We start from the raw sequence: 24,021 nt of genomic DNA, 5'->3' as shown, positions 1-24,021 counted from the left end.
AGATAACGGCGACTTATCCGGTGCGCGTAAACCTTCGCATCTGGTCATGCCGTGACGCTATTCGAGAAGGAATGCACTATGCGCTGGTCGTCTGTATCCATGTATTCCCTGCTGGCTGTTGCCGCATTAATTCTTAACGGTTGCAGCAGCCACGCTCCGCCGCCAAGCGGCAGGTTTGCCGATTCTATTACTGTCGTGGCCGAGCTTAACGACCAGCTCAGCCAGTGGCATGGTGCCCCGTATCGTTACGGCGGATTACAACCGAGCGGCGTCGACTGTTCTGGTTTTGTCTTCCGCACTTACCGTGACCGATTTGGCGTCGTGCTGCCGAGAACTACCGCCGACCAGACCAAAATTGGCACCAAAGTACCACGTGATGAATTATTACCCGGTGACCTGGTTTTCTTCAAAACCGGCAGCGGTGAAAATGGTCTTCACGTCGGTATCTATGACACGGCCGATCAGTTTATCCATGCCTCGACCAGTCAGGGCGTAACCCGTTCTTCGCTTGATAATGTTTACTGGCGTAAAGTCTACTGGCAGGCGCGCCGCATCTGACGCGGCACCAAATTCCCTTTGGTCGTTAGTCTATATAAAATCGATAATAAGATCATACTTGCGTTTTTGCCAGCCCCTTACGGGAAGTCAAAGAACGCCCGTTTTATTTGGCCTTTCGACTACTGAGAAGTGAAAACAAATAGTACTTACCCAATAGCAACTACTACAAAGTGATTGGGCAAGTATCCGTAAGTCGCCACCGAGCCACGCCGCAAGGCATCAACTAAGGAAACATACTATGAAGAAAAGGAAACCGAATTGGAAGAAAGAAGGAATGAAGTCAAACGGACTTTATAACACTGTCAAGAAATCCCCACTAAGTGATAGCTCCCCGATAGGTAATGAACTCAGGGAGGTAATCAGGGACTATCTGACTAAATACAAAGAACAGAAGGGAACCACGGCAAGTTACACACACTTGAATAAAAAATATGGACTACGTGCTACCGCAGAATTTTACAAAAACTTATAAGGAAATAAAATGGCAGAAAAAACAAAAGCAGAATTACGTACTGATTACCTAATGGCTAACACAAGCTACGTAGAAAACGTTACAGACGATCTATTAGTAACAGACCTCGTAGCACTACAGAAAGATTTAAACAGCCTCACGGCGTTTGTAGACGCATATGGAAACAATGATAAATCTGATGCTCAACTAAAAGAACTACAAGACAGTATTGATAACATTAAATCACTAATGAATGCAGAAGGGTAACAATATAGTTCATCATAACAGAATATTAGAAATTATATGATGAGACGAAGACCGCGTTGAATGATCTAAATCACGAAGGAAGGTAAATTCAGATATTTCGTACAGTCTTTTTAATATTTAATAATTTTAATCAGTTGTATACTCTTTAGACGTCACGTAAAAGGGGAAGGTATGGATACGGTTGAAGAACTAAATGGAACTTACTTTTATGCGGGTAAGTCAAATTTAACTGCTGGTGAGATGCTTTTTATGATCTTCTGCGAACATACAGTAGATCAATTCGGTTTAGGTATCGTAGATTTCGGAGCTATAGTTGCAATTCTTTCTGGCAGAAATGATCAATCAACCAGAGCGAAACCAATGGGGGCTACTAAAGGTACTTCATACGCATCTAAAGCAGCACGTAATGTCTTTAAGAAGTCGAAATTTCCTTTTGGAATCTCGCTACCAACTTGGTTAGGGGGATACACGCCTTGGACAACAAGACGAGTCATGGTACGTAATATAGCCCCATTCGTAGGCCGGAGTATTCCCTTACTTGGTATTATCGTACTTGCTGCTGATGTTTCTGAAATCACTTACAAGTCAATTCGTGATTACAACATGATAGCAAGGGAAAATGATAAATTATGGTAGACAATGTTGAACAACAAATCTATGACTTCATCCGACCTTATGCCGGTACATATTTGTTCAATATTAAAAAGGTAGAACTAACACCTGATACAGATCTCGATACTGACCTAAGCATTGATGAGTATGAAATTGATGATTTAATGAATGAGTACTTTGCAAAGTTCAATGTTGAAAAAGGTAATTATAGTACTGAAACATATTACCCAGATGTACGCGTTTCTTGGAATCCATTCAAAAAAGTAATTCCAGTTCAGGTACCAGATTTTACTATTGGTATGTTGATAGAGTCGGCAAAAGCCGGTAAATGGTTGTACGATTAGCAAGGAGCTAAATCAATGGCTGTACCAGTTCACTTATGGCTTAAAGACGATGGCGGTGCAAATATCCGTGGTTCATCTGATGTAAAGGATCGTGAAGGAAGCATAGAACTAAGATCGATTCACCATAACCTGAGTATCCCAACTGATAGCAACACAGGGAAGCTAACAGGCACTCGACAACATGCCCCTTTCCAGTTTGATAAGGAAATCGACTCATCAAGTCCTTACTTATACAAGGCAGTTGGTACAGGTCAAACGTTACACTCTGCCGAAATCAAATGGTATTGTATCAACGATGCAGGGCAGGAAGTCGAGTACTTCAACATTCTGCTTGAAAATGTGAAAGTCATTTCGGTAACTCCAATGATGCACGATACCCGTGGCTGTCCTGGCACAGGCCATATGGAAAACGTTGCACTACGTTATGAAAAAATCACTTGGAAGTATGTTGATGGCAACATTCAATATACCGATGCTTGGAACGAACGAACTACAGCATAATACATTTGGGGCTGATATAGCCCCTATTGATATAATACGATCAGTAAGTATTAGTTATCAAATAATAGAGTTATTCGAGTGGAAATAAATAAAAAATATAGGTTTGGAAGGATGGGGGTTATCGGATAATATAACCCCCACTTTACTTTACATGGGGGTAATGACTCAATCAAATTTGTAACTGGAGTTAATGTCGATTATGCGATACATCTAATGTGTTAGATAATAGTTTTTGTTGAAACCACTTCTTAGTGGCATAAACAGCAGTCGCTGCAAGTGCAATATTACACAAAGCACTAATAATATCAGATGAGCTACCCAATTCTACAATTTGTTCCTTGTTAAATATGGATAATACAAAGGCTGTGAAAATTGACCTCCCCCCAGTATTAGATACAAGGCTCAGTTAGTAATGTCGGATCCTTCACTCTCAGAATTACCCTTTCTCCAGCCCGCTGCAAATTCAGACGGTGTCTGATAATTCAGCGTGGAGTGTGGGCGACATTCGTTATAATCCTGACGCCATTCACTGATGGTTTTCCTGGCATGACTGATGTCGCTAAACCAGTGTTCATTCAGGCATTCATCGCGAAAGCGTCCGTTAAAACTCTCAATAAATCCGTTCTGTGTCGGTTTACCGGGCTGAATAAGCCGCAGCTCCACGCAATGCTCAAAGGCCCACTGGTCAAGTGCTACAGGTAAACTCCGGCCCCTGGTCAGTTCTTATCGTAACCGGATAGCCGCGAAACAGCGCAATACGGTCCAGAATACGCGTGACCTGCACGCCTGAAATCCCAAAGGCAACAGTGACAGTCAGGCATTCCTTTGTGAAGTCATCGACGCAGGTAAGGCACTTGATCCTGCGACCGGTGGCCAGTGCATCCATGACGAAATCCATTGACCAGGTCAGATTGGGCGCATCCGGGCGAAGCAGCGGAAGCCGCTCAGTCGCCAGACCCTTACGACGTCGTCTGCGCTTCACACTCAGGCCGGCTAGCTCAGGCCGGCTAGCCGAAAAACTGGCAGGAACGCGCTATCATGCGCAGGAGGTCAGGCAAACCTGCCTGCATATCATGGCCCTCTATCCCGCGATGCAGGCTGAACTGACTGAACTGCAAAACTGGCTGGTGCGCTGTATCAGATAACGGCGGGGATTCCGGAGGCCGTTGAAAGGATGGCCTCCGGATGCTGCTAGATTGCACTGCGCCTGTACTTTTTCTCCGCAATGGTTACCGGCCTGATGGCGGATAGTGCCGGTTTATTAAAACGTTATAAAAACTCACTGATCCCACCTAAAAAGCCCGGTGGTGAATGCTCCTACTTGCGCAATATTTCATAAGACACTATAACCATTAGCTAAAATATTTAGTAACATCCATTATTGTGCATCGGCACAAAACACCACAGAAATTCTTGATTAAAAATGACGGGTAGCGCTCACGAGGCAAGTTGCACGTTCTTATGTCTGGCGATAAGATTAGTCTGAAATGTCTGCATTGAATGATATAAAGCTCAAAAAGAAGGCCGCAAGGCGCAGGGCATTTTAAAAAACTTTGATTTCGCAGCCGTTCGCGTGATCGTCGCAGTACCCTTACAATCGGAGAGGCTCTTTCTTGATATCAATTTCTTTAATGTTTTGGTCATACCCCGGGGCTCCGGTATCTTTATGATCTGATTGATAGTCAAAAAAGTTATTAATCAATTAGCCGTGCCGTTGATGTTTTGGACAAAAATGAAAATACAATTCGATACGGCCTTTAACAGCAGCTATCTGTGCCAGCCGGTTTACACCATTGAAGGGAAATTACTGGCTGTAGAATTAATTTGCCGTTTTTCCAGTGCTGACAGTAAGTTAGTGATGCCTACAGAACTGGTTCTGAACCTGTTAACACCGCAGCAGTTATTACGATTTCTCACTGAGCAACAGATATGGGCGTGTGAGCATGCCCAATGGTTTACCGATAATCAGGTTATTTTGAATATCAGTGTTGAGGAAAAACAGGTGGCCTTATTGCTGGAAGATGAAAATCTTCGCAATGCTTTCAGCACATATACTTTCATTCATCTGAATTTAAGTGAGTCGTTTCCACGACTTTCCGAAGGCAGGAATAATGAACAAGTGGTGGCATTAAACAAATATTTTGCACTGTGGCTGGAAAACTTCGGCTCAGGCAGCATCACCATGGCACCCATTTTTGACCATCTTTTTCAGTGGGTGAAGCTCGACAAAAATCTTTTCTGGCAGTTATATGAGGGTGAAAATTTCACCATTGTAATGCCCTCGCTGGTAAGAAATGTTAGTCGATTTTGCCGTAATATTGTGGTCGACGGGCTAGACTCGCAGGACTATTTCGACGCGTTACGTAAAGCGGACATACAGGGAATGAAGGGATTGCTATGGCCTGGTGTAGAGCCCGCCGAACTGGACAGCCTGCTCATCCGGCCTGCTCAGTTTCATTAGTCGTGACACGCAGTTTTACGCTCAGGATCCCGGCCAGCACCTGCTGTTCCGGGATTTTTGATATCTGCGGATAATAATCTCCCTGCATTTCCTCCGTGTTAATTAATGCCCTGCAGTCCTACACTATCAAAAAGGGGGATTTATGCCGCGATTTGAACATCATTATGCTGAGCAGTTACCTGGCTTTTACACACAGTTGCAACCGACGCCGCTAAAAGGCGCACGACTTCTTTATCACAGCGAACCGCTGGCGCGTGAACTGGGACTGGATGAATCACTTTTTGATGCTGAACATCGCCAATACTGGTGCGGTGAAAAAATTTTCCCGGGCATGGAACCTCTGGCTCAGGTTTACAGCGGGCATCAGTTTGGCCAGTGGGCCGGGCAACTGGGCGACGGACGCGGTATTTTACTGGGCGAACAGGTTTTACCTTCAGGAAAACGCTTCGACTGGCACCTTAAAGGGGCAGGGTTGACACCTTATTCACGGATGGGCGATGGCCGTGCGGTTTTACGTTCTGTGGTGCGTGAGTTTCTGGCCTCTGAAGCGCTGCATCATTTATCGGTACCGACAACGCGCGCGCTGACGATTGCCACCAGTGATGAGCCGGTTTTCCGCGAGCAGCCTGAGCGCGGTGCGATGTTGATTCGTGTGGCAGAAAGTCATATCCGTTTCGGTCATTTCGAGCATTTCTATTACCGTAAACAGCCTGAGCAGGTGAAGCAGCTGGCAGATTACGTCATCGCACATCACTGGCCTCAGTTGCTGGAAAATCACCAGGCTGATGCGTTACGTTATCAGCAATGGTTTACCGAGGTGGTGGAGCGTACTGCCCGGCTGATAGCGCAATGGCAAAGTATTGGTTTCGCCCACGGTGTGATGAATACCGACAATATGTCGATTCTCGGGCTGACCATCGATTACGGTCCTTATGGCTTCCTCGACGATTATCAGCCAGGTTATATCTGTAATCACTCTGATCATCAGGGACGCTACAGCTACGATAATCAGCCTGCGGTGGCATTCTGGAATCTGCATCGTCTGGCACAAACATTATCCGGTCTGATGTCTGCAGAACAGCTACAAACTGCGCTTGGCGAATATGAACCCGCGCTTATGAGAGCCTATGGCACGCTGATGCGCGGTAAACTGGGCTTCTTTACGGAGAATAAACAGGATAACGATCTGCTCACCGGTTTGTTGAGCCTGATGGCAAAAGAGGGCAGGGATTTCACCCAGACCTTCAGGTTGCTCAGCCAGACAGAACAAAGGCAAGCCACATCGCCGTTGCGGGATGAATTCATTGACCGTGACGCTTTCGACAGCTGGTACCAGGCCTACCGCCAGCGCTTACAAACGGAAGATGTTGATGATGCAACGCGACAGGACGCCATGAAACAAAGCAATCCGCGTATTATATTGAGAAATTATCTGGCACAGAAAGCCATCGAAAGGGCTGAAGTGGATGATATCAGTGCGCTGGAGCAACTTCATCAGGCATTGCGTGACCCTTACAGTGATGCTCCTCAGTATGACGAGATGGCGAAACTGCCGCCCGACTGGGGGAAACATCTCGAAATTTCCTGTTCAAGCTGACATAAAAAATGCCACATTCCAGTGTGGCATTTTTATTGAGTCGTCTTTACTGGCGTAAGAAAATCTGTGGCAATTCGGTTTCCGGATGCAGACAGACGTTCAAATCTGCCTGATACCAGCGGCTCAGGGTGGCTTCGCTCAGTACCTCAGCGGGCGTCCCGCTGGCGACCAATTTACCGCTGTGCAATAAAATAATCCGGTCGGCATACAACGCCGCGAGATTGAGATCATGCAATACGCAACACACCGCCAGCGGTGTTTGCCGGGTTAACTGTCGCAGCAAACGCAACGCGTGTTGCTGATGATATAAATCCAGTGCCGACGTAGGCTCATCCAGAAATAACCAGTGTGGGAAAGGTTCGGGTTGCCAGAGCTGGATAAGCACCCGCGCCAGCTGAACCCGCTGTTGTTCGCCGCCCGATAAATGGCGGTAATCCCTTTCTGCCAGATTCAGACAACCGGTTTTTGTCATGACCTCAGTAAGTGCCCGTTGCATATTGTGCTGGCCGTGCGGCGAACGCCCGAGTGTCAGGACTTCGCGCACGCTAAAGCCAAACGCTAGTGTACTATTCTGGCGCATAACTGCCCGCGTACGCGCCAGTTCCTGTGCCGGCCAGTCATTGAGAGGTCTTCCCTGAATCGAAATCTTTCCCGTTTGTGGCAACAGGTAGCCGGTCAGCATACGCATCAGCGTTGATTTTCCTGCACCGTTTGGCCCAATCAGCGCGACCATCTCGCCGCTTTGCAAGCTCAGTGAAACATCGTCAATTAACCGGCGGTCATTAACGCAATAGGTCAGGTTTTCTGCCACCATTGATGAAGCGAAATCAGGCATTACGCGGTACTCCGGGGCGCAGGATCAACCATAAAAAATAAGGCGCTCCAATCAGGCTGGTCAGCAATCCTACCGGCATTTCTGCCGGAGCGACCAGCGTGCGGGCCAGCGTGTCAGCGAGCAAAAGCAGGCAGGCGCCCGCCAGGGCCGAACCCGGTAGAAGCCAGCGGTGGTCAGCACCAATACGCATCCGCAACAGATGCGGGATCACTAAACCGATAAAACCAATCACACCAGAAACTGCGACGGCAGCCCCGGCCAGCAGAGCGCTAAGCAGCAAAAGTTGCAATTGCGTACGGCGGACATTCACACCGAGGTAATGTGCATCTTCTTCCCCTAACTGCAGAATGTTCAGGCGTCGTGCCATGAAAAACGACGCAATGCAGGCTGGCAGGATCAGCGAAGACGCCACGGCCAGCGTCGGCCATTGCGCCTGCCCGAGACTGCCCATGCTCCACAATGAAAATTGGCGTAATTGCTGATCGTCACTGACATAGGTCAGTACACCGACCGCCGCGCCGCATAAGGCATTAATGGCAATACCGGCGAGCAGCAAGCGCGACAATCCGCCATGACCAAAACGACTCAGCGTAAAGACGATGACAGAAATCGCTAGGCTGCCAGCGAATGCGCTGATCATGTGACTGTAAAGTGCCAGTAATGGCGGTAAAGCCAGCGGCATTACTATGGTTAGCGCAACCGCCAGCGCTGCGCCGCTGCTGATCCCAAGCAGGCCGGGATCTGCCAGCGGGTTGCGGAACAATCCCTGCATAACCGCACCGGAACTTGCCAGCGCACAACCGACTACCATAGCCAGCAGCACGCGGGGAAGGCGAATGGTCAGCCAGATCTGCCATAAGCTATCGTCAAAAGGACGCCCGAGAAGCGTTCTTAGCGACAGTGACATCGCACCAGTATTCACCGCCATCACGGCTAACACCAGCAGAGCGCAGCCGATGCCAGTCAGCGCCCAGACTGGCGCGCGGCGACGCGATAACACCGGAGGGCTCATGCTGCTCATTTTACCTGTTCCGCAGCATGGCGTAGCTGAGCCATCACCTCTGGCGTTTGCAAACCAAAGCCCAGCAGTGACATATCATCAATGACCAGTACGCGCTGATTCTTACCGGCCGGTGTCATAGCAACGCCAGGCAATTTCCACACCTGTTCCATCCCGCCAAGTGTCTTAACACCGTCAGCGGTCAGTAAAAGGATATCCGGCGCACTGGCAATCACGCCCTCCTGGGACAGCGGACGGTAGCGGCTGAAACCTTGCATAGCGTTTTTCGCCCCGACAGAGGTAATCATCGCATCTGCCGCGGTATCCTGACCGGCTGCCATCGATGACATGCCGCCATGGCTCATCACAAACAGCATTTTTACCGGCAGGGCATCGTGGCGAATCGCTGAAATCTGCGAACGATAGGTCGCGATGAGTTTTTCACCTTCTGACTGCCGGTTCAGTGCCGCCGCAATTACGACGATTTTACGCGGGACGGTATCCGCAGAAGGTGTACCCGGCACACGAACCACTCTTACACCGTTCTGCTCAAGCTGCCGCAACACCAATGACGGCTCTGCCAGTTCGCTGCTCAGCACCAGCGAAGGATGCATAGACAAAATTCCCTCAGCGCTGAGCTGGCGCATATAACCGACGTCCGGCAGGCTACGTACCGCCTGCGGACGCAAGCTGGTACTGTCGCGGGCGACCAATTCGTCGCCGGCACCGAGTGCGTAGATAATTTCGGTCACGTCACCGCCAATACTGACCAGTTTTTCAGTGGCATGCAGCACCGGCGTCACCAGCAACGCTGTAACAGCGGCCAGCATTTTCAACATTGTTTTCATGCAGCCACACCTTGCTGGGACAGTTGCGCCAGCTGTTCCCGCCACTGAGTTTGTTCAGGCGTGCCTTCGCTACGCTGACCATACAGTTGTGCGATCTGCGTACCGTCAGCGGCAAACAATTCCAGGCTGGTTACAAAACCATCTTTGGTGGGTTTACGGGTGATCCAGCTTTCCGCGATGGCACTTTCCACCAGATGCAGGGTGAACTGTTTGTTGAAGACATTGATCCATTCTCCGTGTGGCATGACCTTTTCGATCTGACCGGTGAAAATCTGCACGCAGCCACGGTTGCCCACAAAAATCATGATTTCGTTTTGGTCATCTTTGGCGATATTCAGTAAACGCGTCAGTGAGCCGTTATCCACACGCCATGCCAGATCGTCCCCGACGGCTTGGAATGCTTGCTGGCGGGTGACGTCGTGGCGTTTCAGCAACTGGAAGAACTGATGAACGTCGGTCATTGCGCGCCATTCAGCATCGAGAGTGCGGGTATCTGCGGCCATCAGGGCCGGCGTTTCAGGAACTGCCTCTATCTGCAACGGCGGATTGACGTCACTTTTGTACTGCGCAATCAGCGCATTCCATGCCGCCATGTCAGTTTCATCGGTGTTATACACCTTATGAACGGCATCGCCGTGCGCATCGAAGAACTGAATACTGTGGCGAACACCACGGGCCGTGTTTTCTGACAGGCTGAAAATATACAACCAGTGTTGCAGAAACAGACGCAGGTCCAGCGCGCGGGGATTAAGGATCAGACCGGCGTGACCACTCAGATGTTGATTTTCATAGCGACCTTCCTGCTCATGTACGGCAAAGTCGTTGCGGGTAATCGATTTAGTGCTGCCGACATTTTCCAGAGCAGCCAGTAAGGTCCGTGCATCAACATCCAGACGTGCGGCATCATGTGAAACACGCAAAGCTGTCAGTTCCGCTTCGCTGATCCCCAACATTTCCGCCAAATCGCGGGCATATTTACCCGGATTAGCTTCTTTGGCTTGTAAATAATCCTCATAGTGAACTGAATGCATTGCTGTTTCCTCGTTGTCAAAGTTACCCGTTACATAGCGGGTAAAAACCTACGCTGTTATGTGAATGATTTGTAAAAATATTTAGCAGAAAACCTTGTTTTGGATTTTGTTGCTAATGGTAATTAATATCATTTTGATAATCATTATCAAATCATTGTCTGGACACATCAAGAAAATTTTTCTCTTCAGCAGGGAATTCGGCGGTGTTAACCCATTCATTTAAGAGGGGAACAGGGGAGGTAAGCGAGGAAAGTATCAGAACGGACAGGTTATTACGCGTACCCGGACATGCCAGGAAAACAAAAAAGGGCAGCCTGCGCTGCCCTTAGAAAGGTTACAGTAAAGTGATCAGAACCTGCTATTTGTCGCTTGCGCGAGCATTGACAGTAATGTCTCCGTGTCTGCCCAACTCAGGCAAGGGTCGGTAATCGACTGACCGTAAACCAAGGGCTTGCCAGGAACGATAGGCTGTGTACCTTCAACCAGAAAACTTTCCGCCATGATGCCCGCAATGGTGGTTGAACCGCGTGTGATTTGCTGACAAACATCGTCGGCTACCTCGAGCTGACGGCGGTGCTGTTTCTGGCAGTTGCCATGACTGAAATCGACCACCAGACGTTGCGTTAAATCGAATTCAGCCAGATTCAGGCAGGCTTGTTCGAGGTCAGCGGCATGGTAATTGGGCTTTTTACCGCCACGCATAATCACATGTCCGTAAGGGTTGCCAGCGGTACGGTAAATGGTCATCTGACCATTTTTATCCGGCGACAGGAACATATGGCTGGTGCGCGACGAACGGATAGCGTCGATGGCGATGCGGGTATTCCCGTCGGTGCCATTTTTAAAACCGACAGGACAGGAAAGCGCCGAAGCCATTTCGCGGTGGATCTGACTTTCGGTGGTCCGTGCGCCGATGGCTCCCCAGCTGATCAGGTCGGCAATATATTGTCCAATCACCATATCAAGGAATTCAGTCGCGGTCGGGATGCCCAGTTGGTTGACAGTCAGTAATACCTTCCGCGCCAGCTCAATACCGTCATTAACCCGGCAGGAACCGTTCAACTCAGGATCTGAAATCAGCCCTTTCCAGCCGACAACGGTACGTGGTTTTTCAAAGTACGTACGCATGACGATTTCCAGGCGATCCTGATATTTTGCACGCAATACACTAAGCTTGCCCGCGTAATCAATAGCCGCTTCAATATCGTGAATTGAGCAGGGACCGATAACAACCAGTAACCGTTGATCTTCCCCACTGATAATCTTTTCAATTCGTTTACGTGATTCCATCACGTGTTGGGCGACCGACGGGGAAATTGGCAATTTTTCTGCCAGTGCCTGAGGCGTAATCAGGCTGTCGATGCGCGTCGTACGCAGTTCATCTGTTTGTGACATCGTATTCTCGAAAAATGTGTTTCTTCTCTGCGGCAGGGATACCGGGAAGTGATGCCGATCACAATAACCCAAAAACCGATGAATTCAACCACTGTCAGCAGGATATGCCATCCACATCAGTAAAAGTATTCAGAACATACGGCGGCTCATGCCGAAGCTGTCCATGATCTTCGCTGATATCTCCTCAACAGAATAGTTTGTACTGTTGAGGTAGCGGATCTGATTTTTTCTAAATAATGCTTCCACTTCAGAGACTTCCATACGGCATTGGCGCAAGGAAGCATAGCGGCTGTTTTCAACGCGTTCCTGGCGAATTGCCGTCAGGCGTTCAGGGTCAATCGTCAGGCCAAACAGCTTATGCATATGCGGTTTTAACGCGGCAGGTAACTGAATATTGTCCATGTCGTCGGCGGTAAACGGATAATTAGCTGCGCGGATACCAAACTGCAATGCCAGATAAAGGCTGGTCGGCGTTTTACCGCAGCGCGAGACGCCCAGTAAAATCACCTGGGCCTGATCGAGATTGCGCAGCGAAATGCCATCATCATGAGCCAGGGTGTAATCAATCGCGGCAATGCGCGCATCGTATTTAGTGATGTTGCTGGCCGTCAGACCATGCGTCCGGTTGGCGATGGGGGTAGGATCGACGCCCAGCTCATTCTGTAAAGGGGCGACCAGCGACTGGACAATGTCCTGACAGAAACCTTCACTACCTTGAATAATGTCGCGGATGAGAGGTGAAATAATAGAATAAAATACCAGCGGACGGGCGCCGGTTTTTTCAAAAATGTCATTGATTTGCCGGCAGACTGCTTTGGCACGCTCTTCACTTTCAACAAAGGGAAGAGAGTAGGTGGTGGCGTTGACCGGAAATTGTGAAAGTACAGCGTGGCCTAAAACCTCTGCTGTAATGGCAGTACCGTCAGAAATGTAAAACACGCATCTGTCCACAAACGACTCCTGATTTATCGCACTTCATTTATATTCAAATTATCCCTTATTTAGTAATAACCAGAATTGCATGAAATAAAAAGCCTATTTCATCTGCGTGGCGATGTTCTGTTAATTGCTGCGAGACAGTGCGCAAAATGACTGTAATAAATGAAATGGCATTTTAAATTTTCCGCGACTTATCGCAGCTTTTTGATTTGCTTCAGCAGAACTTCAGCTGCTCTGTTAGCATTGATTTAGCGACGGACTTATGGAGACTTCCTGCTGATTCATAAGGGTTAATGATGTTTCCACACATAAGCGTCATTTTGCTGCGCTGGAATTTTCCTAAACAAAAATAGTTTGTTTTGCTGGATCGATTCACCTGTCCATGTCTTATGGAGCATTATGCTAGTCTCAAAATGACAGCGTTGTTAAATGACAGAAAAAGCGTCGCCGACAATGGCTGGACAACCGGTGTTGCACGCCTACTGACTTTTACTGTAAATAAATAATAAAGGATTGTTTCATGGCTCATCTCGATCCCGATTTACGCAATGTTATCTGGTACAACCAACTGGGTATGAAGGACGTTGATAAAGTCGGGGGCAAGAACGCATCCCTCGGGGAAATGATCACCAACTTGTCTGATCTGGGTGTTTCAGTTCCCAATGGCTTTGCAACGACGTCGCAGGCATTTAATGATTTTCTCGATCAGAGCGGTGTAAACCACCGAATCCATGAGTTACTGGATAAAACAGATGTTGACGATATCGGGCAATTAACCCAGGCGGGTACGCAAATCCGCCAGTGGATCATTGAGACACCGTTCCAGCCTGAACTTGAGAAATCGATCCGTGAGGCCTATCAGCAGTTATGCGAAGGTGAGCCTGATGCGTCATTCGCGGTTCGTTCTTCCGCAACAGCCGAAGATATGCCTGATGCGTCATTTGCGGGGCAACAGGAAACCTTCCTTAATGTTCAGGGATTCGATGCCGTACTGACCGCAGTGAAGCATGTTTATGCTTCCTTATTTAATGACCGTGCCATTTCTTATCGTGTGCATCAGGGTTACGATCATCGCGGTGTGGCGCTTTCTGCCGGTGTACAGCGTATGGTGCGTTCTGATCTGGCTTCTGCGGGGGTGATGTTCACTCTGGATACCGAATCTGGTTTTGATCAAGTCGTCTTTATTACCTCGGCTTATGGTCTGGGTGAAATGGTTGTTCAGGGCGCGGTTAACCCTGATGAGTTTTACGTACATAAGCCTACGCTGGAAAAAAATAAGCCCTCTATTGTCCGCCGCACGATGGGCTCGAAGAAAATTCGCATGGTATATGCGCCAAGCCAGGAACACGGCAAACAGGTACAGATTGAAGATGTGCCGGCTGAACAGAGCACCCGTTTCTCCCTGACGGATGACGAGGTGCAGGCGCTGGCACGCCAGGCATTATTGATTGAAAAACACTATGGCCGTCCGATGGATATCGAATGGGCGAAAGACGGTCATAACGGCAATCTTTATATCGTGCAGGCGCGTCCGGAGACTGTTCGTTCCAACGGTCAGGTGATGGAACGCTATCAGTTGAATGGTAACAGCAAAGTATTGGTAGAAGGCCGCGCTATAGGCCATCGTATTGGTGCCGGGCCGGTAAAAATCATTCATAATATCAGCGAAATGCATCACGTTAAGGCAGGCGATATTCTGGTGACTGACATGACGGATCCTGACTGGGAGCCCATCATGAAAAAGGCGTCAGCCATTGTCACCAACCGTGGCGGACGGACCTGTCACGCCGCTATCATTGCGCGTGAACTGGGTATTCCTGCGGTAGTCGGTTGTGGTGATGCCACTGAAAAATTGACAGAAAATCAGAAAGTGACCGTTTCCTGTTCTGAAGGCGATACCGGTTATGTCTATCAGGATGAGCTGGACTTTAGCGTCCAGAGTTCTGCCATTGATGAACTGCCAACTTTACCGCTGAAAATCATGATGAATATCGGCAATCCCGATCGCGCCTTCGACTTTGCCTGTCTGCCGAATGAAGGTGTCGGGCTGGCGCGTTTAGAATTTATCATTAACCGCATGATTGGTGTGCATCCGAAAGCATTGCTGGAGTTTGATCAGCAACCTGCCCAATTGCAGGAAACCATCAATAAAATGATTCAGGGCTATGACAGCCCGCGTGAATATTATGTGGCACGTCTGACTGAGGGGATCGCAACACTCGGCGCAGCATTCTGGCCGAAACGGGTGATTGTGCGTTTGTCAGATTTTAAATCAAATGAATATGCCAATCTGGTGGGCGGCGAAAAATACGAACCTCATGAAGAAAATCCGATGCTGGGTTTCCGTGGTGCAGGCCGTTATGTCTCTGACAGCTTCCGCGAGTGTTTCGCACTGGAATGTGAGGCAATGAAGCGTGTCCGTAATGATATGGGGCTGACGAATGTTGAAGTGATGATTCCGTTTGTTCGTACTGTGGCGCAGGCTGAAGCTGTCGTCAAAGAGCTGGCCAGTCAGGGGCTGAAACGGGGCGAAAATGGCCTGAAAGTGATTATGATGTGTGAAATTCCATCCAATGCCTTACTGGCGGATCAGTTCCTTGAACATTTCGACGGTTTCTCTATCGGCTCCAACGACATGACTCAGCTTGCACTTGGGCTGGATCGTGATTCAGGCGTTGTCTCTGAACTCTTTGATGAACGAAACGAAGCTGTTAAAGCCCTTTTGTCGATGGCAATCAAAGCCGCTAAGAAGCAGGGGAAATATGTCGGTATTTGTGGACAGGGGCCTTCAGATCATCAGGATTTCGCACAGTGGCTGATGGAAGAGGGGATCGACAGTTTATCACTGAATCCGGATACCGTAGTACAAACCTGGCTGGCGTTAGCCGAAAGTAAATAAATTCCTAATGCCTGACATTTAGGGCTGTCACTTACAGGTGGCAGCCTTTTTTTACGGGTTGCGTAAATGACGGGAATAAAAATATAGGTTGCAGGACTATGGGGGGAAATAGAACTGTAAGGCAAAAAAGTAAAAAAAAAAGCCCGTCATAGCAGACAGGCAAAGACTACACACAGCAATTTGGGATATACCAGCTCAGGGGAAAGCTTGTATATAAATCAGTGGGTTGAAATCCGAACTGTTAATAATACTAAGTTTCCCAAGGTATTTAGTCTGTAAGAATTCTCCTAATAGGTATTATTCTCATGCTAATTGATGTGAAGGGAGTTTTTAGTAGGCGTAATTTCAGGAAAGAAGCACAAATAAAGAAAAGGCGCTGCCCGCTTGAATTAACAGGGGACAACGCCTGTGGCACGTTAAAGTGAAATGAAATTATTCATCCAGTGCTTTCAGTGCTTCTTCAGGTGCCATGTCAGGTTCCGGGGCCTCATTGACCCAAAGCGAAATCAACCGATAGGAGACGGCCAGTACAACCGGTCCGATAAACAGGCCAATCATACCGAAAGCAAATAAGCCACCAATAACACCGGACAAGATAAGCAGCATGGGTAAATCCGCACCCATGCGGATCAGAACCGGGCGCAGTACGTTATCCAGGGATCCGACCACGCAACTCCATACCAGCAAGACGGTGCCCCAGGTATTATCGCCGGACCAATACAGCCAGATGATGGCCGGAATCAATACCAGCAGTGGCCCGATTTGTGCGACACAACATACGAACATCACGACAGTCAGCACGGTAGCGTAAGGAATACCCGCGATGGCCAGCCCGATGCCGCCAAGAACAGACTGTACAATTGCAGTGACAACCACACCGAGCGCTACGGCGCGGATGGCTTGTCCGGCTAAAATAACCGCGGCATCACCGCGTTCGGCAGCAAGACGAACTGCGAAATGGCGGATCCCCATCGCAACTTGTTCACCACGGCTATAAAGAAGGGCGCTGAATAACAGCATCAGCGAACAGTGCACGATAAAGCGTCCAAGATGTCCGGCCTGGACGACGAACCACGACGCTGTCTGCCCCACATAAGGCTGCATTTTGCTCATCAGCGCATTCCCGCCACCATTAATCAGCGCATGCCAGCCGATGTAAAGTTTATGACCGACCAGAGGAATGGAGTTCAGCCAGTGGAAATCGGGCATGTGCAATATGGAAGGATTACTCGCAACGGCGACCAAAGGTGCGCCATTTTCAATGGCGCTGCTGACCAGTAAAGCAATAGGCAAAACGAATAAAAGGATCAACAGCAGTGTCATGATGATGACAGCCAGAAAACGGCGTCCCCACAGAACCTTTTGTAGTTTGATCATCAGCGGCCAGGTGGCGATAACCACCATACCAGCCCAGGCGAAGCCCAAAATGAAAGGCTGAACCACCCAGATGCTGGCAATTGTCATCAGGGCAATAAACAGCACCCCGAACATGATCTGGGGTAAGTCATAACGTTTAATTGGGAGATTCATTCATGTTTCTCAATGTGATAAACGAAGTCAGGCACGAACCCTGTGCCTCCAAACACTTTATTCATAAACAGGATGCTAAAAATAAGCATGGAACATACGGCTGCTTTTGGATAGCCCTCCACACAATAAGTTGCAAGACGTTATTGCTGTAAGTGTTTTTTGTGGCGCGTCATGAAACATCTGCAACAAAGATGAACCAGACGGAGCGCTTAAAAACGAAGTATGTTAGTTTTTATTCCGGGTAAAGAATAGGGTGGATCTGCCGGGCAGATCCGGTAGAACGCCTCGGGCCCGCCAGGCATACAACAAAGACAGAGTCATAATTCAATGATCCCACAGATTTCTCAGGCACCGGGTGTCATCCAGCTGGTGCTCGATTTTTTGGAAGCGTTAAAAAGCAACGGTTTTACGGGTGATGTTACAACAACTTATGCCGACAGACTGACGATGGCGACGGACAACAGCGTCTATCAGTTGCTGCCGGATGCGGTCTTATTCCCGATTGCAACGTCAGATGTGGCATTGATTGCCCGTCTTGCCGGGCAGGAACGTTTTAAAACGCTCGTTTTCACTCCACGCGGAGGCGGTACCGGTACCAACGGGCAGTCATTGAACCGCGGCATTGTGGTTGATATGTCCCGTCATATGAACCGCATCCTGGATATCAACCTGGAACAGGGCTGGGTCAAGGTTGAAGCCGGTGTGATTAAAGATCAGCTTAATGATTATCTGCGACCGTTCGGCTTTTTCTTTTCACCTGAGTTATCAACCAGTAACCGTGCGACGCTGGGGGGTATGATTAATACGGATGCGTCCGGTCAGGGGTCGCTGGTTTACGGTAAAACGTCTGATCACGTTCTTGGTGTTCGTGCGATTGTGCTCGGTGGTGAGATGCTGGATACCACCGCTATTCCCACGGCGCTGGCTGATAAGCTGGGCGAAGAGGATTCAGTCATCGGGCGGATTTACCGCACTGTGCTGGACAGTTGTCGCGATAACCGTGCGCTGGTGATCGAAAAATTCCCGAAACTTAACCGCTTCCTCACAGGCTACGATCTGCGCCATGTACTGAGTGACGATCTGCAGACCTTCAACCTGACACGTATTCTGACCGGTTCAGAAGGCTCGCTGGCCTTTATCACCGAAGCACGCCTGAATATCACGCCAATCCCCAAAGTGCGTCGCCTGGTCAATATCAAATACGACTCCTTTAATTCAGCGCTACGTAATGCTCCTTTTATGGTGGAGGCTAAGGCGCTCTCGGTTGAAACTGTGGACTCCAAAGTGCTGAATCTGGCACGTGAAGATATTGTCTGGCACAGCGTTCGTGATTATATCAAGGACGTTGAAGGCTTCGACATGCAGGGGCTGAATATTGTTGAATTTGCCGGAGATGATGCCGACCTGATTGAAACCCAGGTCAGTGCGCTGTGCGAACGTCTGGATAGCCTGATAAGTGATAAAGAAGGCGGTGTTATCGGTTATCAGATTTGCGCCGATCTGGCCGGTATCGAGCGTATTTATAATATGCGTAAGAAAGCCGTCGGTCTGTTGGGCAATGCAAAAGGGCAGGCTAAACCCCTGCCGTTTGCAGAAGACACCTGCGTGCCCCCTCAGCATCTGGCGGATTACATTGTTGAATTTCGGGCGTTACTCGATAGTCATCATCTCAGTTATGGCATGTTCGGGCACGTGGATGCGGGCGTATTGCACGTGCGTCCGGCGCTGGACATGTGCGACCCGCAACAGGAGATATTGCTCAGGCAAATCTCTGATGAAGTTGTCGCGCTGACCGCGAAATACGGGGGGTTACTCTGGGGAGAGCACGGAAAAGGGTTCCGTGCGGAATACAGTCCGGCGTTCTTTGGTGAAGCGCTGTTCCATGAACTGCGTCGGATCAAAACCGTATTCGATCCGGATAACCGCCTCAATCCCGGCAAAATCTGTGCACCGCTTGAGTGTGACGAGCCGATGATGAAAGTTGATGCGCCAAAACGCGGAACCCTCGATCGCCGTATTCCGCTGGAAGTCCGTCAGTCATTCCGCGGCGCGATGGAATGTAATGGTAACGGCCTGTGCTTTAACTTTGATGTGAAAAGTCCGATGTGCCCGTCAATGAAAATCACGGGCAGCCGTATCCACTCTCCAAAAGGTCGCGCGGGTCTGGTACGTGAATGGTTGCGTTTATTGTCAGAACAAGGTGTAGATCCGCTGGCGCTTGAGAATGCGTTGCCGGAAAAAGGCATGAGCTTGCGCAGCCTGATTGACCGTACACGTAATACCTGGCATGCCAATAAAGGGGAATATGATTTCTCCCATGAAGTGAAAGAGGCGATGTCCGGTTGCCTGGCCTGTAAAGCCTGCTCGACACAGTGCCCGATAAAAATTGATGTGCCGGGCTTCCGCTCGCGTTTCCTGCAGCTTTACCACACCCGCTACCTGCGCCCGGCCCGCGATCATTTTGTCGCAGGCGTTGAAAGCTACGCTCCCCTGATGGCCAAAGCCCCTAAGGTGTTCAATTTTTTCCTCAGGCAGCCCTGGTTACGGGAGATGAGCCGGAAAAGCATCGGCATGGTGGATTTGCCTTTACTGTCTTCTCCGACCCTTCGGGAGCAGTTATCAGGGCATCGTGCCAGTAAGATGACACTTGAACAACTGGAGGCCATTCCTCCGGCACAACGGGGTGAATACGTGCTGGTAGTCCAGGATCCCTTTACCAGTTTTTACGACGCACAGGTCGTTGCTGATTTTATCCGTCTGATTGAAAAACTGGGCCTTAAACCCGTTCTGCTGCCTTTTTCACCTAACGGCAAAGCGCAGCATATAAAAGGTTTCCTGACCCGTTTTGCCAAAACAGCGAAGAAAACGTCCCTGTTCCTTAACCGTGTATCACAGTTGGGAATGCCGATGGTGGGTGTCGATCCTGCGCTGGTACTGTGTTACCGCGATGAATATAAAGAAATTCTCGGGGATACGCGCGGATCCTTCCAGGTTCAACTCGTGCATGAATGGCTGGATACCTGGCTGGCGGAGCGTCCGGCGCAACAGCAAAGTGGCGAGGCCTGGTATCTGTTCGGACATTGTACGGAAAGCACTGCCCTGCCAAACAGTAGCAAACAGTGGGGCGATATCTTTGCCCGCTACGGTGCGAAGCTGGAAAACGTCAGTGTCGGGTGCTGTGGAATGGCAGGGACGTATGGTCATGAAACTAAAAATCTTGAAAACTCTCTGGGGATTTATGAGCTTTCCTGGCACACCGCTTTGCAACGGTTACCGCGCCAGCGCTGTCTGGCAACCGGCTATTCCTGTCGCAGCCAGGTAAAACGCATCGAAGGCAACGGCGTTCGCCATCCTTTACAGGCCTTGCTGGAAATCATTCCCTAACCATAAGGAAGCATTATGTCATTCTGGAAACGGAGTACCACGCTGGAAACCCTGAATCAGCGCAGTCAGGGATGTATGGTGGGGCATGTGGGGATTGAGTTCACGCAACTGGGTGAAGATTTCCTTGAAGCAACCATGCCGGTAGATGCACGCACTACCCAGCCATTTGGCTTGCTGCACGGCGGCGCATCCGTTGTTCTGGCGGAAACCATGGGGTCGATGGCAGGTTATTTATGCTGTGAAGGGAATCAAACCGTGGTGGGAGTGGAAATTAATGCCAGCCATATGCAGTCTGCAAGGGAAGGACACGTGCGCGGTGTCTGCCGCGCATTGCGCACCGGTCGCCGCAGCCAGGTCTGGCAGATTGAGATTTTTGATCAGAAAGGGAATCTGTGCTGTGTATCGCGGCTGACGACCATGGTGATCGATCATTGATACGCGTTATTAATCAATCCTGATCACGGAGTCAGACACGTAACAAGCGGATGCATGATGAATGTATCCGCTTATTTTATTGGGCTGAACAAAACTGGCTAACGTATTGAAAATAAATTAAAGCTGAAAAGGAACACGTTTGGCGAAGTCAGTTTGAAATGCCGTTGCTTTTTCCCAGATGCCCATCATGGCATAATACTGACAAATGAGTTTTAACGTGTGCCGCGCAAAATGGTAACTCTGAACACGGAAGAGTTCACAACGTACCACGCTGTTGATTTCCAGGATCAGGCGGTTATGCAATTTGCATAAAGCATGAAGATAACTGTGATCATCTCCGTTCTGCAGGCACAGATTGGCCATATCGAGGCAAAGGCTGTTGAAGCGTTTGAGCTGACAAAGATGCGCATCCGGGCGTCGTAAGGCAGCATCTGCCATATAAAAATCCACGGTGGCATCGCGGACACTTGATTTATATTCGTCGATCTTGCCTTGCAACCACGCATTTACCGATTGAGTCATTCTCAATATTCCGGGTTATCTGAATGATAATCATTATCAAATAATAAACATCATATTGGCAAAAAATCGCCGGATCAACGTTTTCATGCGCTTTTTTTATTTTTGTGGGGCTTAGGGCAGTAAGCAAAAAGAGCTTTAATTCTTCGGATATGGCTAATTCATAAATAGGCATTTCCGATGAATGTTTTATAATAGATACATTGAAAGCTATTAAACCTTACCTTTTATAAGGTTTATTTTAATTTTTAACAAAAAATTGACAACTTATTCAATCAGTTGATGGTTGCGGTGTTCAAGACCCGCCAGCGGCCGGATGTAAAGACGACGCACATTGAGTGTCTTTCCTCGTGTGTCATCGCTATACCCTCTTAAAACAAGAGGTTGAAGTGATTAACGTTATCACTAGAATAGAGACAATAGGTCTTGTCTATGACCGTAAAATTATGAGGTAAGACAGATGCAAACTGAAACTGTCGGCTCTTTCTCTTTAGACGACAACGTATGGCAAGGTGTTAGCCTGACTGATTCTGCAGCGAAACAGATTAATACTCTGGTGGCACAGGATCCCGAAGTTAAAGGTCTTCAGCTCTCCGTGAAACAGTCGGGGTGTGCCGGCTTTGGCTACGTTCTGGATTTAACCAAACAACCGGCCAGCGATGACCTGGTGTTTGAACATGACGGCGCTTTGCTGTTTGTTCCGCTGAAGGCCATGCCTTTCATCGACGGAACCGAGGTGGATTTTGTCCGCGAAGGACTCAATCAGATATTTAAATTCAATAATCCTAAAGCTCAGCATGCCTGCGGGTGTGGTGAAAGTTTCGGCGTTTAAAACTTTCAGTTTCTAAGATTATTGTAAACAAAGCGATGTAACCAACATGTCACGAAGCAACGTAGAAATTCCAGATGATGTGCAGTCTTGGGTCGGCGAGGGGACGAATTACAAGGAAGGGTTCTTTACCCAGCTGGCAACCGATGAATTAGCATCAGGCATCAACGAAGATGTAGTGCGTGCGATTTCCGCAAAGCGCAACGAGCCTGAGTGGATGCTGGAGTTCCGTCTGCAGGCTTATCATGCCTGGTTGAAAATGGAAGAGCCACACTGGCTGAAGGCGTACTATACGCCTCTGGATTACCAGGATTACAGCTACTATTCCGCGCCATCCTGTGGCAGCTGCGATGATAGCTGTGGCTCACAACCGGGGGCGACGCAGCAATCTGGCGGCGAATCCCTGGGGGTTCCTGCGGGCGAAGCAAACAATTATCTGACCAGCGAAGTTGAAAAGGCTTTCGAACAGCTGGGCGTTCCGGTTCGTGAAGGTAAAGAAGTCGCTGTCGATGCGATTTTTGACTCCGTTTCTGTCTCCACAACGTATCGCGAAAAGCTGGCTGAATCGGGCGTCATTTTCTGCTCATTCGGTGAAGCTATTCATGAATATCCTGATCTGGTGCGTAAATACCTCGGTACCGTTGTTCCCGCTCAGGATAACTTTTTTGCGGCACTGAATGCGGCTGTAGCTTCTGATGGTACGTTTGTTTATGTGCCAAAAGGTGTGCGCTGCCCGATGGAGTTGTCGACCTACTTCCGCATAAATGCCGCGAAAACCGGTCAGTTTGAACGTACGATCCTGATTGCTGATGAAGGCAGTTATGTCAGTTACATCGAAGGCTGTTCCGCACCGGTGCGTGACACCTATCAGCTCCATGCTGCGGTGGTTGAAGTGATCCTGCACAAAGACGCGGAAGTGAAATATTCCACAGTGCAGAACTGGTTCTCCGGTAGCAAAGACAGCAGCGGCGGTATTTTAAACTTCGTGACTAAACGTGCATTGTGCGAAGGCGCAGGCTCGAAGATGTCCTGGACCCAGTCTGAAACCGGCTCAGCCATCACCTGGAAATACCCGAGCGTTATTCTCAAAGGGGATAACTCAATTGGTGAATTCTTCTCGGTTGCGCTGACCAGCGGTAAACAGCAGGCGGATACCGGTACCAAAATGATCCACATTGGTAAAAACACCAAGTCGACCATTATCTCCAAAGGTATTTCCGCCGGTCACAGCCAGAACAGCTACCGCGGTCTGGTGAAGATCCTGCCAAGTGCAGAAAACGCCCGCAACTTTACGCAGTGCGATTCCATGCTGATTGGTGCCGACAGTGCCGCGCATACGTTCCCGTATGTTGAAGTGCGCAATAATACGGCTCAGCTGGAACATGAAGCCACGACGTCAAAAATCGGCGATGACCAGCTGTTCTACTGTCTGCAACGTGGTATCAGCGAAGATGATGCTATTTCCATGATTGTAAATGGTTTCTGTAAAGATGTCTTTTCTGAGCTGCCGCTAGAGTTTGCTGTCGAAGCACAGAAACTGCTGGCGATCAGCCTTGAACACAGCGTCGGTTAATTCGCCGTACGCT

20 protein-coding genes, 1 other RNA gene and 1 pseudogene are annotated in these 24,021 nt (G+C 49.0%); 12 read left to right on the top strand and 10 right to left on the bottom strand.

The window, feature by feature from the left end; genetic code table 11:
- Nucleotides 1–78: 78 nt before the first annotated feature.
- The 5 genes from J1781_RS24920 to J1781_RS24900 all read left to right on the top strand — a co-directional run bounded on the left by J1781_RS24920 (nt 79) and on the right by J1781_RS24900 (nt 2,733).
- On the top strand, nt 79–558 hold the full coding sequence (locus J1781_RS24920; protein ID WP_129951722.1) for an NlpC/P60 family protein: 480 nt from the start codon (nt 79–81) through the stop codon (nt 556–558).
- A gap of 481 nt (nt 559–1,039) precedes the next feature.
- On the top strand, nt 1,040–1,276 hold the full coding sequence (locus J1781_RS24915) for a hypothetical protein (protein WP_217219166.1): 237 nt from the start codon (nt 1,040–1,042) through the stop codon (nt 1,274–1,276).
- Between the two features lie 171 nt (nt 1,277–1,447).
- Nucleotides 1,448–1,912 carry an STM2901 family protein gene (locus J1781_RS24910; protein ID WP_217218593.1) on the top strand — a complete coding sequence of 155 codons (465 nt, stop codon included), beginning with the start codon at nt 1,448–1,450 and terminating at the stop codon, nt 1,910–1,912.
- On the top strand, nt 1,906–2,232 hold the full coding sequence (locus J1781_RS24905; protein WP_037037295.1) for a DUF1493 family protein: 327 nt from the start codon (nt 1,906–1,908) through the stop codon (nt 2,230–2,232). Before J1781_RS24910 ends, J1781_RS24905 begins: the two co-directional genes overlap by 7 nt.
- Nucleotides 2,233–2,247: 15 nt before the next feature.
- The gene (locus J1781_RS24900; RefSeq protein ID WP_129990440.1) at nt 2,248–2,733 is read left to right on the top strand and encodes an Hcp family type VI secretion system effector; all 486 of its coding nucleotides are present in this window, start codon (nt 2,248–2,250) and stop codon (nt 2,731–2,733) included.
- A 402-nt stretch (nt 2,734–3,135) separates the two neighbouring features.
- On the opposite strand, the pseudogene J1781_RS24895 reads toward J1781_RS24900, so the two are convergent.
- Nucleotides 3,136–3,730 (bottom strand): annotated as a pseudogene (locus tag J1781_RS24895) (IS3 family transposase); the annotation flags it as partial.
- 678 nt (nt 3,731–4,408) lie between these two features.
- Here J1781_RS24895 and J1781_RS24890 point away from each other — a divergent pair.
- A complete protein-coding gene (locus J1781_RS24890; protein ID WP_238483617.1) occupies nt 4,409–5,194 on the top strand; it encodes an EAL domain-containing protein in 786 nt (261 codons plus the stop codon).
- A gap of 142 nt (nt 5,195–5,336) precedes the next feature.
- Nucleotides 5,337–6,791, top strand: a complete 1,455-nt coding sequence (locus J1781_RS24885; protein ID WP_129951720.1) for a protein adenylyltransferase SelO — start codon at nt 5,337–5,339, stop codon at nt 6,789–6,791.
- Between the two features lie 46 nt (nt 6,792–6,837).
- Here J1781_RS24885 and J1781_RS24880 read toward each other — a convergent pair whose 3' ends face one another.
- The 6 genes from J1781_RS24880 to ppsR all read right to left on the bottom strand — a co-directional run bounded on the left by J1781_RS24880 (nt 6,838) and on the right by ppsR (nt 12,851).
- Complete coding sequence (locus tag J1781_RS24880; protein WP_217234334.1) at nt 6,838–7,626, bottom strand: heme ABC transporter ATP-binding protein; 789 nt, start codon at nt 7,624–7,626, stop codon at nt 6,838–6,840.
- A complete protein-coding gene (locus J1781_RS24875; protein WP_165383691.1) occupies nt 7,619–8,647 on the bottom strand; it encodes a FecCD family ABC transporter permease in 1,029 nt (342 codons plus the stop codon). The genes J1781_RS24880 and J1781_RS24875 overlap by 8 nt, the downstream gene beginning before the upstream one ends.
- Nucleotides 8,644–9,474 carry a heme/hemin ABC transporter substrate-binding protein gene (locus tag J1781_RS24870; protein WP_217218982.1) on the bottom strand — a complete coding sequence of 277 codons (831 nt, stop codon included), beginning with the start codon at nt 9,472–9,474 and terminating at the stop codon, nt 8,644–8,646. Before J1781_RS24870 ends, J1781_RS24875 begins: the two co-directional genes overlap by 4 nt.
- Nucleotides 9,471–10,505, bottom strand: a complete 1,035-nt coding sequence (locus J1781_RS24865) for a hemin-degrading factor (RefSeq protein ID WP_217218981.1) — start codon at nt 10,503–10,505, stop codon at nt 9,471–9,473. Before J1781_RS24865 ends, J1781_RS24870 begins: the two co-directional genes overlap by 4 nt.
- Nucleotides 10,506–10,853: 348 nt before the next feature.
- Nucleotides 10,854–11,900, bottom strand: coding sequence for a 3-deoxy-7-phosphoheptulonate synthase (locus J1781_RS24860; protein WP_217234333.1), 1,047 nt, complete (start codon nt 11,898–11,900; stop codon nt 10,854–10,856).
- Nucleotides 11,901–12,029: 129 nt separating this feature from the next.
- Nucleotides 12,030–12,851, bottom strand: coding sequence for a posphoenolpyruvate synthetase regulatory kinase/phosphorylase PpsR (gene ppsR / locus J1781_RS24855; RefSeq protein WP_129951715.1), 822 nt, complete (start codon nt 12,849–12,851; stop codon nt 12,030–12,032).
- 508 nt (nt 12,852–13,359) lie between these two features.
- Between ppsR and ppsA the strand changes: the two genes are divergently transcribed.
- The gene (ppsA, locus tag J1781_RS24850) at nt 13,360–15,738 is read left to right on the top strand and encodes a phosphoenolpyruvate synthase (RefSeq protein WP_129990435.1); all 2,379 of its coding nucleotides are present in this window, start codon (nt 13,360–13,362) and stop codon (nt 15,736–15,738) included.
- Nucleotides 15,739–15,869: 131 nt separating this feature from the next.
- Here ppsA and rprA read toward each other — a convergent pair.
- Nucleotides 15,870–15,980: antisense sRNA RprA (rprA, locus tag J1781_RS24845), an RNA gene on the bottom strand.
- A 190-nt stretch (nt 15,981–16,170) separates the two neighbouring features.
- Entirely contained in the window at nt 16,171–17,268 is a 1,098-nt protein-coding gene (ydiK, locus tag J1781_RS24840; RefSeq protein WP_129951713.1) for an AI-2E family transporter YdiK, read from the bottom strand.
- 327 nt (nt 17,269–17,595) lie between these two features.
- Here ydiK and ydiJ point away from each other — a divergent pair, with 327 nt between their 5' ends.
- On the top strand, nt 17,596–20,652 hold the full coding sequence (gene ydiJ / locus J1781_RS24835; protein ID WP_129951712.1) for a D-2-hydroxyglutarate dehydrogenase YdiJ: 3,057 nt from the start codon (nt 17,596–17,598) through the stop codon (nt 20,650–20,652).
- A gap of 15 nt (nt 20,653–20,667) precedes the next feature.
- Nucleotides 20,668–21,087 (top strand): hotdog fold thioesterase, encoded by a 420-nt coding sequence (locus J1781_RS24830; RefSeq protein ID WP_129951711.1) that lies wholly within the window; start codon nt 20,668–20,670, stop codon nt 21,085–21,087.
- 117 nt (nt 21,088–21,204) lie between these two features.
- On the opposite strand, the gene J1781_RS24825 is transcribed toward J1781_RS24830, so the two are convergent.
- The gene (locus tag J1781_RS24825; RefSeq protein WP_129951710.1) at nt 21,205–21,609 is read right to left on the bottom strand and encodes a hypothetical protein; all 405 of its coding nucleotides are present in this window, start codon (nt 21,607–21,609) and stop codon (nt 21,205–21,207) included.
- 457 nt (nt 21,610–22,066) lie between these two features.
- On the opposite strand from J1781_RS24825, the gene sufA reads away from it, so the two are divergent.
- Entirely contained in the window at nt 22,067–22,438 is a 372-nt protein-coding gene (gene sufA / locus J1781_RS24820; protein ID WP_013576101.1) for a Fe-S cluster assembly scaffold SufA, read from the top strand.
- Between the two features lie 46 nt (nt 22,439–22,484).
- On the top strand, nt 22,485–24,008 hold the full coding sequence (gene sufB, locus J1781_RS24815; RefSeq protein WP_129951709.1) for a Fe-S cluster assembly protein SufB: 1,524 nt from the start codon (nt 22,485–22,487) through the stop codon (nt 24,006–24,008).
- The last annotated feature ends 13 nt before the right edge of the window (nt 24,009–24,021 follow it).

It is taken from the genome of Rahnella perminowiae, assembly GCF_019049695.1.
Lineage (GTDB): Bacteria > Pseudomonadota > Gammaproteobacteria > Enterobacterales > Enterobacteriaceae > Rahnella > Rahnella perminowiae.
Note: the sequence above shows the minus strand (reverse complement) of the source record. Positions and strands in the feature narration are given on the sequence as shown.